Source organism: Orenia metallireducens (assembly GCF_003001995.1).
In the GTDB taxonomy this organism is placed as follows: Bacteria; Bacillota; Halanaerobiia; order Halobacteroidales; family Halobacteroidaceae; genus Orenia; species Orenia metallireducens_B.
The window spans coordinates 80,841-94,149 of sequence record NZ_PVNB01000008.1; the positions used below are offsets into that span (position 1 = coordinate 80,841).

The following is a 13,309-nucleotide window of genomic DNA, read 5'->3' on the forward strand; positions in this document are numbered from 1 at the left end:
TAGTGGCAGGTAAAGTATTTTTAGTTGGAGCAGGACCAGGTGATGAAGGGTTAATTACCCTTAAAGGATTAAATGCAATCAAAGAGGCTGATGTAATATTATATGATCGTTTAGCAAACCCTAAATTATTGGAGTATAGCAAAGACTCTGTTGAGTTATTCTATGTAGGAAAGAGCGCTAAGCATCATTATCGAACCCAAGATGAGATTAATCAGTTATTGATAGAGCAGGCTCAAGCAGGGAAGGTCGTTACCCGCTTAAAGGGTGGAGACCCTTTCATCTTTGGTCGTGGGGGAGAAGAGGGCCAAGAGCTATTACAGGCAGGTATAGATTTTGAGATTGTACCAGGTATTACATCTCCAATCTCAGTGCCAGCCTATGCAGGAATTCCTTTAACCCATCGTAATTACAACTCTTCTATTGCACTAGTTACTGGACATGAAGATCCAACAAAGGATAAGAACAATGTAGATTGGCAGAAGCTAGCTACAACTATAGGAACTATAGTAATCTTAATGGGAGTTGGAAATCTACCAAAGATTGTTCCTCAGCTTATAGCAGGAGGAAGGAATCCCCAAACCCCAGTAGCATTGATCAGATGGGGAACCAGACCTGAGCAGGAGACCTTAGTTGGCACCTTAGATAATATTGTAGATAAGGTTAGATCTGCTAACTTTAAAGCACCGGCAATTATAGTTGTTGGTGAGGTGGTTAGATTACGTAAAGAGTTGAATTGGTTTGAAAGAAAGAGTCTTTTTGCTAAGAGTATAGTAGTTACTAGACCGACCAAGCAGGCCAAAGGTCTCTGTAGAGCCTTAGCTCAAGAGGGAGCAGAGATAATAGAGGCTCCAGCAATTGAGATAGTTCCTCCAGAAAGTTATCAGAAATTAGATGATGCTTTAGAGAGGATCGGTGACTATGACTGGGTTATCTTTACTAGTATCAATGGTGTAGAAGCTTTTATGAAAAGGTTATTTGAATTATCGAAGGATGTTCGTGCCTTAGCTGGAGTTAAGCTCTGTGCTATTGGACCTAAAACTGCAGGAAGGTTGCAGGACTATGGGTTAATAGTTGATTATCTTCCTGATGATTATGTCAGTGAAGCTATCTTAACAGGCTTCTCTACAGAGGATTTATCGAATCAGAGATTTTTATTGCCGCGGGCTGATCTAGCTAGAGATTTGTTAGAGGAAGGCTTAGCAGAGTTAGGTGCAACAGTGGATAATGTAATAGCCTATCGGACTATCCAAGGAGCAGGTAATGAAGAGTTAGCTGATAGATTAGTAGCAGGTGATGTAGATTTGATAACCTTTACTAGCTCTTCAACGGTAGACAATCTGATAAAAGGCTTAGGAGATAATTATCAAGAGCTATTAAAAGACGTTGAAATTGCCTGTATTGGTCCAATTACAGCTAAAACTGCTGAAGGTTATGGATTAAAGGTGACTATTATAGCTAAAGAGTATACCATTGAGGGCTTGTTAGCAGCAATTAAGAAATACTACAGTAAATAGTAGGTTTCAATTATTTTTACTTGTCACTTGTTACTTGTTACTAATCACTGATTTAGAGGGAGTAATTATTATGATAGGAATTTCAAAGCTACTAGGTTCTCCAGATAAATATGGGGATAGTCTTAGATATGATCAGAGTGCTAAGAGTTATAAGTATGGGGTCAAAGAAGGTTATGGTCCTGTGGTAGTCTGGAATGTAACCCGTAGCTGTAATTTAAGTTGTGTCCATTGTTATTCTAACTCTGAAATTAAAAGCTATCAAGGGGAGCTAAGTACAGTGGAGGCTAAAGCTTTTATTGATGATTTAGTAGAGTTTAAGGTACCAGTGCTTCTCTTATCTGGTGGAGAGCCTTTAATGCGTTCCGATATTTATGAATTGATTGGATATGCTAGAAAACAGGGAGTAAGAGTTACATTATCTACCAATGGTACTTTGATTAATTCTAAAATAGCTAGAAGATTAAAGGATTTAGGAGTAAGCTATGTAGGTATTAGCTTAGATGGGATAGGTGAGGAGAATGATAGCTTTAGAGGTAAGACTGGAGCCTACCAAGAAGCACTGCAAGGGATAAGAAATTGTTTAGCAGTTAATCAGAAGGTTGGATTGCGTTTTACTATCAATCAATATAATTACTCTAATTTAGAGAGAATATTAAAGTTAATTGAAGAAGAGAACATTCCCAGAGCCTGTTTTTATCATCTGGTCTATTCAGGGCGGGGAAGTAAGCTGGTCAATCAAGATATCTCTGCTACTGAGACCAGAAAAGCCTTAGATTTGTTAATAGCTAAGACTCTGGAATGGCAGGCTAGAGGTTTAGATAAGGAGATTTTAACTGTCGATAATCACTGTGATGGGATTTATCTCTATTTAAAATTAAAGGCTAAAGGTGATCCTAGAGTAGAGCAGGTCAAAACTCTTTTAGCCATTAATGGTGGTAACCGTTCTGGAATAGCAATTGCTAATGTTGACTGGCTAGGCAAGGTACACCCTGATCAATTTACTCAAAATTATACCTTAGGTAATGTCAAAGAAAGACCCTTTAGTCAGATTTGGTGCGATGATTCGATAGGTATTCTATATAAGTTGAGAGATCGAAAGGTTTATTTGACAGGACGCTGTCAAAGCTGTAAATGGTTAGACTTATGTAATGGTAACTTTAGACCACGAGCAGAAGCAGTCCATAATAACTTTTGGGCTGAAGACCCAGCCTGTTATTTAACAGATAATGAGATATCAAGGGCAGTAACGAGTGACGAGCTAAGGGTTAAGAACTAAACTAGTTACTGTACGTAAAAGGAGGCAATATTTATGGATCTAATACATAGACCGAGACGATTGAGAAAGACTAAAGCTATTAGGAATTTAGTTAGAGAAACTAAATTGAGTCGAGAGGATTTGATCTATCCCCTTTTTGTAGTAGAGGGAGAAGGAATAAAAGAGGAGATTCCTTCAATGCCTGGCAACTTTCATCTCTCTATAGATAAGCTCTTAGCAGAGGTGAAGAAGATAGTAGATTTAGGAATATTGGGGATAATTTTATTTGGAATACCTGATCAGAAGGATGAGATTGGTTCTACAGCTTGGGCAGAGGATGGGATTATCCAGAGGGCTTGTCGTAAGATTAAAGAGGCTTATCCAGAGTTATTGATTATTACCGATGTCTGCCTATGCCAATATACTAGCCATGGACATTGTGGAACCCTTGAGGAAGGATGCTTGTTAAATGACCCTACTATAGAAAATTTAGCAAAGGTTGCTATCTCCCATGCTCAGGCAGGAGCAGATATGGTAGCCCCTTCCGATATGATGGATGGACGGGTTGGAGCAATTCGAGAAGGATTAGACCAGCATGGTTATGAGGATATAGCTATTATCTCTTATTCAGCAAAGTATGCCTCAGCCTTTTATGGACCTTTTCGTGATGCTGCTCATTCTGCACCACAAGAGGGAGATCGTAAGTCCTATCAGATGGATCCTGCCAACAGTGATGAGGCCTTAAGGGAGATTCAACTGGATGTGGAAGAGGGGGCTGATATCATCATGGTCAAACCGGCCTTATCCTATCTCGATATCATTCGCAGGGCTAAGGATAACTTTACACTGCCGATTGCAGCTTATAATGTCAGTGGTGAGTATGCTATGATTAAGGCGGCAGCCCAAAAGGGATGGCTTGATGAAAAAGTAGCGGTCTTAGAGATGCTAACTAGTATTAAGCGGGCAGGGGCAGAGATTATTATTACATATTGTGCAAAGGATGTAGCAAAATGGTTAGGTTAATGATATTAAGTTTGAGCTTGAATTTAAGTAATATTTTTACTAAAGCCTAAACTTAGACTCATACTTGGACTAAGGGGGTTATAGCTTTGATTATCTCTTGGAATGTTACGAGGAGGTGCAATTTATACTGCAAACACTGTTATCGTGATTCGGGACCTGAGGTTCAAAGTAATGAATTAACTACTGAGGAAGCAAAAAAATTATTAAAAGAGGTCGCACAAGCAGGTTTTAAGATTATGATCTTTAGTGGAGGAGAACCTCTGCTTAGAGATGATATCTATGAGTTGATTGCTTATGCAAAGAGTTTAGAGATGAGACCGGTATTAGGTACTAATGGAACCTTAATTACTTTAGAAGTGGCTAAAAAGTTAAAGGATTCTGGCTTAGCAAGGGCAGGTATCAGTTTAGATAGTACTCAAGCAGAGCTTCATGATAGATTCCGTGGAGGAGAAGGAAGTTGGTTAAAGTCAATAGAGGGGATTAAAAACTGTCAAGCAGTTGGTCTAGAGACACAGATTAATACAACTATTACTAAGAGAAATTACAATGAATTAGAAGAGATAACAGATTTAGCAGTTAAATTAGGTGCTAAAGCACATCACCCCTTCTTTTTAGTACCAACAGGTAGAGGAAAAGAGATTGAGAAGGAATCTCTAAGAGCCAAGCGTTATGAAGAGATGATTCACCGTATTTTAGATAAATCACAAGAAGTTGAGATTGAACTTAAACCAACCTGTGCTCCACAATTTGTTCCAATAGCTAAAAGGCGAGGACTTAAAATGAGATTTTCACGAGGATGTATTGCAGGAGTGGGGTATTGCTGTATTCTACCTGATGGTGATGTACATATCTGTCCTTATCTACCAGTTAAGGTCGCTAATGTGTTAGAGAAGCCCTTTACTGATATTTGGGAAGAGAACCGAGTATTTAAAGAGTTAAGAAGTATGGATTACAAAGGAAATTGTGGTAAATGTGAAGATTTAGATATATGTGGAGGGTGTCGAGCAAGGGCCTATTACTATTCCAAAGGAGATTATTTAGCAGAAGAGCCTTGGTGTTATAAAGCAATTGATAGTGAGGATTATACAGCTAAAAGTTAAAGGATATAGACTACATAGAGCTTTATGATAATATAATTAGTCTTAAAAACTATTGATATGGAGGAGAGATAATGGATGAAATTGATCAGCAATTATTAACGATTACTCAACAGGGAATTCCTTTAACTTCTACTCCTTATCATGATCTAGGTCAGCAGATTGGAATCGATGGTGAAGAGATAATTGAAAGGTTGAAAAAATTAAAGAATAATGGTTATATCAGAAGGATAGGTGGTATTTTCAGTTCTAAAAGATTAGGTTATATAAGTACTCTAGTAGCTATGGAGGTCTCTGAAGATAGATTCTATGAGGTGGCTAAGATTATCAATAGTTATTTAGGTGTTACCCATAATTATCGTAGAAATCATAGCTATAACCTCTGGTTTACTCTAATTGCCCCTTCGCAGCAGAGGTTAGCAGTTATATTAAAGGAGATTAAAGAGAAGACTGGAATTACAAGAATGATAGAATTGCCTGCTGAGAGGTTCTTTAAATTAGCTGTTAAGTTGGAGTTAGATAACAGAGGTGATTAAATGTTAGATAAGTTAGACCAAGAGATAATCAAGTTACTTCAAGAGAATATTCCTTTGGCAGAGCAGCCTTATATGATTCTTGCAAATCAGTTGGGAATTACAGAGGAAGAATTGCTAAAAAGATTAAATAAATATAAAGAAGAAGGTATTTTGAGGAGAGTTGCTGTTATATTAAACCATCGAGAAGCAGGCTTTAAAGCAAATGGAATGGTAGCCTGGTTGGTTTCAAAAGACAAGAGGGAAGAGGTCGCCAAGATTTTGGCTAGACATTCAGCTACTACCCATGTTTATCAGCGACCTACTTATCCTGATTGGCCCTATAGTCTATTCAGTATGCTTCATGGGCAGAGCCAAGCTGAGGTGGAAGAAATTGTGCAAGAGTTATCAGAACTAACTGGAATTGATGATTATCAAATCTTATATAGTACTGAGGAGCTAAAGAAGACCAGTATGAAATATTTTATAGAAGAGCAATAAGTGATGAGTATTATAGAAGTTAATAGAATAGAAGGATAGTGCGACATTTTAGCTAATAGCCTCTAGCTACTGGCTATTAGCTAAGTGATTAAAATATATTAAAAGATTTAGCTAGAAGCTAGTAGCCAGCAGCCAGCTACCAAACTGTCGCAATATACCCAGAATCTCAATAGTTATATTATTATTAATTAAGAAAATATATAATTTATTTATAAGTAAGTCGGAGGTGTAACTATGTCAAAGTCTAAAGAATTATTCTCAGAAGCAAAAAAATACATTCCCGGTGGGGTCAATAGTCCAGCTAGAGCATTTAAAGCTGTGGATAATGACCCGCTCTTTATTGAACGGGCTAAGGGATCTTTTATTTATGATGCTGATGGTAAAGAGTATATAGATTATGTAGGGTCATGGGGACCGATGATTTTAGGACATAATCATCCAGCAGTAGTTGAAGGCTTACAGCAGCAATTACTTAAAGGAAGCAGTTTTGGAGCACCAACTAAATTGGAGACTACTTTAGCAGAGATGGTTGTAGCTGGGGTCTCTTCTGTTGATAAAGTAAGAATGGTCAATTCAGGAACAGAAGCAACGATGAGTGCCTTACGTTTGGCTCGTGGTTATACAGGAAGAACTAAGATTATCAAGATGGAAGGTTGTTATCATGGGCATGGTGATAGTTTACTAGTGGAAGCTGGCTCTGGAATAACTACTTTAGGTATCGCTGGAAGTGCAGGAGTACCAGCTAAGCTGGCTGAGGAGACGATAGTAGTAGCTTATAATGATATTTCAGCTCTTGAGGAGGTCTTTAAGGAGTATAGTCAAGAGATAGCAGCAGTTATCTTGGAGCCAGTTACAGGGAATATGGGAGTTGTTACCCCAAATGCTGGATACTTAGAGTCTTTAAGAAATCTTACTAAAGAGTATGGAGCTTTATTGATCTTTGATGAGGTAATGACAGGATTTAGATTGGCTTATGGTGGAGCACAAGAGCTTTATAATATCGAGCCTGATTTAACTACCTTTGGTAAGATTATTGGTGGAGGCTTACCTGTAGGTGCTTATGGTGGTAAAGAAAAGATTATGGATTATATTGCACCAGAAGGTCCTGTTTATCAAGCAGGAACCTTATCAGGAAATCCTTTGGCTATGGTTGCTGGAATCAATACCTTAAAGCTATTAAAAGAGGAGGATACTTATGATAATTTAGAAGAGAAAGGGCAGCTTCTAGAAGATGGAATCCTAAAGAATATCAAAAAAGTAGATGTTCATGCTGTTTTTTCTAGACTAGGGTCTATGTTCACCTTATTCTTTAATAGTTCAGAGGTTACAGATTATCAGAGTGCTAAAAGCTCAAATACTAAAGCTTTTTCGATCTATTTTAATAAGATGTTAGAAGAAGGTATCTACCTACCACCTTCTCAATTTGAAGCTAACTTTATCTCTTTATCCCATGGCAAAGATGAGATACAAACAACTATAGAAGCAAACTATAAAGCATTGTTAGAGGTCAAAAAGCAGGTTGAATTTTAGAGGTAGAGGGGGGATATAATGAAAGAAGGCATTATATTATTAAGCCATGGCAGCAAATCAGCTATAGCTAATCAAGAATTGCTTGCTTTAAGCAGAGCTTTAGAAGAGGATTTAGAGCTTAGAGTAAAGGAAGCAAACCTGCAATTTTCAAAGCCTGATTTCTGGCAGGCTGTAGAAGAGCTAGCTGATGATAATATTCAAAGAATAACAGTTGTTCCCTTATTTGTATTTGCAGGCAAGCATGTAAAAGCCGATTTACCTAGCTTATTAGCAGAGGTAAGAAATAAATATCCCAGACTTACCTTTAAAACAACTAGCCATTTAGCAGGTGAAGTTAGCCTTTTAAAAAATTTAATTGAGGTAAAGCTAAATAATGTCAGTCAATCAATCTAATAAAGCAACTGGTTCTATTTAATGATTAAAATTTCTATACCATTAATTGCTTTTGCTTGTAATAATATAATTTTGATAAAATATTTATAGTTCGTAACAATATCGTTAAATTTTAATGGTATATTAAAGGTGAACTGATTTTAGAATAGACAGATAATCTATTTATCTATTACAGGAAGGGGGCAATATTGATGATAAATAAACGTAATATTATTTCTAATTTAGAGAAATTACACAATACAGTAAGTATTAAAGAGAATCCTGAAGATAAAATAGAGATGAAGTCACCCTATTTAGAATCATTAAGAAATATTTCTGTTGTTGAGTATAAGATTGCTGATATTATAGATGAGGATGATGAGAAAGCATCATCTGATAGTAGATTTAAAGGTTTTCCGGTGATTAGATTTATTACTCAGTTTTTAGAGAAAGAGCCACAAAGTTAACTATAATTTTTAAAAAGCCCTAGATAAATTCTAGGGCTTTTATTATTTTATTGTTGATTAGCTATCTTATTCTCATAGTCTTGAATCATCCTCTTAACCATTTCACCACCAACAGAGCCACACTCACGAGAAGTTAGATTACCCCAATAACCAGATTTATAATCATTGGAGATATTAAGACCTTCAGCCACTTCTAACTTGAATTTATCCATAGCCTCTTTAGCAACAGGATTTAGTAAACGATTACTGTTATTTCTGATTGACATTATCTTTTTACCTCCTTAATTATTATTAGGTTTTGGGAGAGAAGAATAACTTTTTATTAGCAGATAATTATTGAAAGGTACAGTTATAACAGATGGGGAGTTTATTATTGTTGATTAGCTATCTTATTCTCATAGTCTTGAATCATTCTCTTGACCATTTCACCACCAACAGAGCCACACTCACGAGAAGTTAGATTACCCCAATAACCAGATTTATAATCATTGGAGATATTAAGACCTTCAGCCACTTCTAACTTGAATTTATCCATAGCTTCTTTAGCAACAGGATTTAGTAAGCGATTACTGTTATTTCTGATTGACATTATTTTCACCTCCTTATCTGCTTTGTACTAATATTATCTCTTATAAATAGATAATTAATTCGAGTTAAGTTTTTCGTAGAATTATTTAATCAGTTAAATCTACCTATAAGATATACCAATGGATAATAATAACTATAGGTCAATCAGATATTATAGATTAAAGTGGATTGCTAATCTAACTTTATAATGATAATGTTTTTTTCAACTTTAATAAAGGAATTCTTGATTATTATGGCGAATTTTAAAAAAGTATGTAGTAATGTAATAGCATTATTAAAAAAATAATATCTATGATAAGAAATAAAATAATTTTCAACTCTTATTATATGTAAATATATAATTATCCAATTTTAGAATGAAATTTAGATTAAGGTTAAGTTGGATAACAGTGAATAGGAAAAATTTGTTTGGGTATTTTTTCTTCGTGTTTGTAAGAGTGGTAGGAAGAGTAATAAGTGATGAGTAACAAGTTAGAGCTAAAAAACATAAAAATAATATAGATTTCACTTTAGACTTAGACACCTATAAATAAAGGAATCTAAAATGGAATTTAGTGAATATATTGTAGCGCATTAAGTTTGGGTAGATTCAAAATGTCTATTATATCTGTAGAGCATATGTGATATAGTATAAGAAGAATTTTAAGAGTATATAAATCGTTTTCATGAGAATAAGTATCATTTATTATTGCATTATAGATTAAATTACTTTATTATTAAATTACATATGATGACACGGAAATGATCACTTTTAGGGAAAAGGTGTAATTTAGTTAAAGACTCTAATTTATTGAACTATATTGGCGTTAACTATATTAAAAGATAGATAATATAGTTTCACTTTATCAAAGCCACTATTGGGGGATGAGGTATAATTAATGTTAAAATTCTCAAATTTGAGCATTAAATTCAAAATCATGATTTTAGCTTTAATGGTGAGTGTGTTATTGACATTGAGCTTAATTTTTGCATCTACTATATTGTCAAATAGAAATTTGAGTAATTTAGGTATAAGTATGGGAATGAATGATGCCAAGATGCATACTAAGTTGATTAGTAATTGGGTGTTAGAGAGAAAGAGGGATTTAGAGACCTATGCCAATACCCATGTGTTGGAAGGACATAGTTGGCAGGATAAACAGAATTATTTGAAGGAAGAATTATCTAAAAGTTCTAATGACTATTTCTTCTTCTTTATCGCCGATAAAGAAGGTGATTATAGTACTACTTGGTCTACTGACGTAGGAAATATTAGTGATCGAGACTATTTCTCTAAAGTACTTAATGATAGGCAAACCTATATCTCTAAACCATTGATATCAAAATCAACAGGAGAACCGATTATTGTAATAGCAACTCCATTGCCAGAGGAGGAGAAAGAAGGATTTTCACTATTAGCAGCAGTAATAAACTTGAAGCAATTTAGTGACTATATCAATAAATTAGGGATAAAGCATTTTGATTCTTACTCTTACATCATAAATAATGATGGTAAGATTATAGCTCACCCTGATAATAGAATGATTATAAAAGAGAATATCAGTGAAAAATCTAACCTTATTGATAAGAAGCTAGTATCTTTGTCATCTAAAATTAAGATTAGCAATTCTGGAATGGTAAAATATAAGGATGAAGATGAAAAGAGCTATCTATTTTATCATAATATCAATGGAACTGATGGTTGGAAATTAATCACAGTTATTCCGGAAGAGGTTTTTGTTCGCCCATTAGCTACTACCAGCAAGAAGTTGATCTTAATTGGTTTAATTACTATAATTATATCAGTTATTTTTAGTATTTTTATAGCCAATAACTTATCTAAGCCTATTGTGGAGCTTAAAGATGTCTTTAATAAAGGGGCTGAGGGTAACTTATCAGTGCGGGCTCACAAAAAGAGTCAAGATGAGATTGGTGAAGCAATAGATAGTTTTAATAAGATGATGGATACCATAAATAAGCTGACCTATAATGATCCTTTAACAGGATTAGTAAACCTATTCTGCTTTACAGAGAAGGTGGATAAAGAGTTGCAAAAGCATCAAAGCCTATCTCAAAAGGTAGTTAGTCGTGCTAGTAATTGTAAAACAAAATGGGGTAAGTTAATTGTATTATCTATTGGAATTGATAACTTTAAAACCATTAATGATAGCTTTGGTCATGAAGTTGGAGATCAATTGCTAAAGAGTATAACTATGCGCTTGAAGAATTATCTACCTGATGGAACTATTATATCAAGAATGGGTGATGAATTTTATCTTTATATAGAAGGATTAAAGAATAAACAAGAGATTTTGTTAAAAGGTCAGAACCTATTAAGTGAGGTCAATCAACACTATACAATAAACGGAGATATTATTTATTTGACAAGTAGTTTAGGAATAGCTGTATATCCAGATTCTGGATATACAGCTCAGATGTTGATCAAGAATTCTGGTTTGGCAATGCATTTAGTCAAAGACAGAAATGGTAATGATATCCAATTCTATTCTGCTGGTATGGAAAATGAATTGTCAGAGAGAATGAGCTTAGAGTCCAAATTAAGACTGGCTCTAGAAAGAGAGGAATTTATTCTATATTATCAACCCTTAATCAATGCTCAGAGTGAAAAAGTTCAAGGTTTTGAAGCTCTAATTAGATGGAAGCACCCTAGTGAAGGTATGATCTCTCCAGCTAGATTTATTCCATTGGCTGAACAGAATGGACTGATTATTGATATAGGGCAGTGGGCTTTAAAGAGAGCCTGCCAACAATTAAAGCAATGGCAAGAACTAGGCTATGATGATTTGTATGTCTCCGTTAATATTGCCCCTCAAGAGTTCCAAAACCCTGACTTTGTTGAGAAGGTAGAAGCAATTTTATTAGAGACTGGAATTGAGCCAAAATCCTTAGAGTTAGAGATAACTGAAAGAGCAACTATGGAGAATATCAGCTATACTATTGAGTCATTAAAAGAGCTAAAGAAGATAGGGGTCAAGATTGCTATTGATGATTTTGGCACAGGTTACTCTTCTTTGAGTTATTTAAAAGAATTTGCTATCAATACTTTAAAGATTGATCAGTCCTTTATTAGAGAATTGACTTTAGATGATATCGATAATAAGAATGCAGCGATTGCTGAAACGATTATTACTATAGGTCATAATTTAGACTTAAAGGTTACTGCTGAAGGTGTAGAGCGAAGAGAACAATTAGAATTTTTAAAGGCTAGAGGTTGTGATGTGCTCCAAGGCTACTACTTTAGTAGACCAGTAGATGAAGAGAAAGCTATTAAATTACTATAACAGTTTTTTGATGCTTGGGTAACTTGGCGGTAGGTAGTTAAGCTTAATCTATCTACCTACTCACCTAATACCTAAATTGCCCTAAAGCTTGCTATCCACCTAAAGTTATATCTTGATTGTCATACCAGTTGAGTGCATCATAAAAGTGTTGAGCTTTAAAGTCTGGCCAATAGCTATCAACGATATAAAAGTCTGAATATACCGATTGTGCTGGTAAGAATCCACTTAACCTACGTCGTCTGCCCCAGCGGATTATCAGATCTATCCTAGAAATATCTTTAGACTTTAAGGAATTGATAATACCTTCTTTAGAATTACTAATTAGATTCCTGTCATTTAGACCGCTTAAATCCCAATGCCATCCATAGTTGACTAAAATATTGACCTTTATTCCGCCTTTTCCAAAATTTATTCTTTTAGTATAAGGTAGTAGCTCTTCTGGGAACATGCTAGACTCTGTATTTCCTAAGACCAATAAAGAGCAGTCTTCCTTAGTCATTAGTTTAACTGATTCAATACAAGCTTGAGTAAAGGCTTTGGTCTGTTCAGAACGGCGTTTAGTATTATCCATAGTAAAGCCATAATAGGTCAGCTCTTTTACACCCATCTCTTGGCATAATTTAAAGACCTCTAATCCTGGAGCAAGCCCATATGTATAGCCATCCTTTTTAGATAAGCCTTGATTAACAGCCCATCGTCTATTGCCATCTGGTATAATACCGATATGATTAGGAATTCTCATTGATTTGCCTCCTTTTGAAAAGTAATACTATTATTTTCTCATTAATTGCTTAATCTATTCTCTAAAAGTTAGATTTAAAGGAATATCTTTAGTTAAATTTACTTTGGACTAGGATTTAATTGGTTAAATTCAACATTTAAACTGAAACTGTAGATTTCAAGGGGTAGGCTACTAAAACGATTGAATTTAATATATAATAAAGTATTTAAGTGGCTAAAAGGATAAAATTTCTTTTTTTTTAGCTAGTTTTTTGTTATAATAAGTTGTAGTTAGATTTGATTTTATCAGATTTTTTTATTAACATGCAGGATATTTTAAATATCTAGAGAAATTTTTTAGAAGAGTAAAGTTTATATAATTATATTTAATAATTATTTAGCGAATGGGAATAATACAAATATGACAAGGTAATTTTGTATTGTTGGGA

General features: G+C 34.7%; 13 protein-coding genes. 10 read left to right on the top strand and 3 right to left on the bottom strand.

Annotated features, from left to right (window positions below; translation table 11 throughout):
* Positions 1 to 2 precede the first annotated feature (2 nt).
* The 9 genes from cobA to BX659_RS07680 all read left to right on the top strand — a co-directional run bounded on the left by cobA (position 3) and on the right by BX659_RS07680 (position 8,271).
* Entirely contained in the window at positions 3 to 1,514 is a 1,512-nt protein-coding gene (cobA, locus tag BX659_RS07640) for a uroporphyrinogen-III C-methyltransferase (protein WP_216358765.1), read from the top strand.
* Positions 1,515 to 1,584: 70 nt separating this feature from the next.
* Complete coding sequence (locus BX659_RS07645; protein WP_097017528.1) at positions 1,585 to 2,790, top strand: radical SAM/SPASM domain-containing protein; 1,206 nt, start codon at positions 1,585 to 1,587, stop codon at positions 2,788 to 2,790.
* Positions 2,791 to 2,823: 33 nt separating this feature from the next.
* The gene (gene hemB, locus BX659_RS07650; RefSeq protein ID WP_097017529.1) at positions 2,824 to 3,792 is read left to right on the top strand and encodes a porphobilinogen synthase; all 969 of its coding nucleotides are present in this window, start codon (positions 2,824 to 2,826) and stop codon (positions 3,790 to 3,792) included.
* An 86-nt stretch (positions 3,793 to 3,878) separates the two neighbouring features.
* Positions 3,879 to 4,892: a putative heme d1 biosynthesis radical SAM protein NirJ2 gene (gene nirJ2 / locus BX659_RS07655; RefSeq protein WP_097017530.1), complete on the top strand. Its 1,014-nt coding sequence runs from the start codon at positions 3,879 to 3,881 to the stop codon at positions 4,890 to 4,892.
* A gap of 71 nt (positions 4,893 to 4,963) precedes the next feature.
* Entirely contained in the window at positions 4,964 to 5,425 is a 462-nt protein-coding gene (gene ahbA, locus BX659_RS07660; protein ID WP_097017531.1) for a siroheme decarboxylase subunit alpha, read from the top strand.
* Complete coding sequence (gene ahbB, locus BX659_RS07665; RefSeq protein WP_097017532.1) at positions 5,426 to 5,902, top strand: siroheme decarboxylase subunit beta; 477 nt, start codon at positions 5,426 to 5,428, stop codon at positions 5,900 to 5,902.
* Positions 5,903 to 6,136: 234 nt separating this feature from the next.
* Positions 6,137 to 7,432 (top strand): glutamate-1-semialdehyde 2,1-aminomutase, encoded by a 1,296-nt coding sequence (gene hemL, locus BX659_RS07670; protein WP_097017533.1) that lies wholly within the window; start codon positions 6,137 to 6,139, stop codon positions 7,430 to 7,432.
* 18 nt (positions 7,433 to 7,450) lie between these two features.
* A complete protein-coding gene (locus BX659_RS07675) occupies positions 7,451 to 7,825 on the top strand; it encodes a sirohydrochlorin chelatase (protein WP_097017534.1) in 375 nt (124 codons plus the stop codon).
* Between the two features lie 191 nt (positions 7,826 to 8,016).
* Positions 8,017 to 8,271 carry a hypothetical protein gene (locus BX659_RS07680; protein ID WP_097017535.1) on the top strand — a complete coding sequence of 85 codons (255 nt, stop codon included), beginning with the start codon at positions 8,017 to 8,019 and terminating at the stop codon, positions 8,269 to 8,271.
* Between the two features lie 47 nt (positions 8,272 to 8,318).
* Here BX659_RS07680 and BX659_RS07685 read toward each other — a convergent pair whose 3' ends face one another.
* Together BX659_RS07685 and BX659_RS07690 are read right to left on the bottom strand one after the other, a co-directional pair.
* Complete coding sequence (locus BX659_RS07685) at positions 8,319 to 8,537, bottom strand: alpha/beta-type small acid-soluble spore protein (protein WP_097017536.1); 219 nt, start codon at positions 8,535 to 8,537, stop codon at positions 8,319 to 8,321.
* A 104-nt stretch (positions 8,538 to 8,641) separates the two neighbouring features.
* Positions 8,642 to 8,860, bottom strand: coding sequence for an alpha/beta-type small acid-soluble spore protein (locus tag BX659_RS07690; protein ID WP_097017536.1), 219 nt, complete (start codon positions 8,858 to 8,860; stop codon positions 8,642 to 8,644).
* Positions 8,861 to 9,737: 877 nt separating this feature from the next.
* On the opposite strand from BX659_RS07690, the gene BX659_RS07695 reads away from it, so the two are divergent.
* Positions 9,738 to 12,140: a bifunctional diguanylate cyclase/phosphodiesterase gene (locus tag BX659_RS07695; RefSeq protein ID WP_097017537.1), complete on the top strand. Its 2,403-nt coding sequence runs from the start codon at positions 9,738 to 9,740 to the stop codon at positions 12,138 to 12,140.
* A gap of 91 nt (positions 12,141 to 12,231) precedes the next feature.
* Here the strand turns inward: BX659_RS07695 and BX659_RS07700 are convergent, their stop codons facing one another.
* On the bottom strand, positions 12,232 to 12,882 hold the full coding sequence (locus BX659_RS07700; protein WP_097017538.1) for an undecaprenyl diphosphate synthase family protein: 651 nt from the start codon (positions 12,880 to 12,882) through the stop codon (positions 12,232 to 12,234).
* Positions 12,883 to 13,309 lie beyond the last annotated feature (427 nt).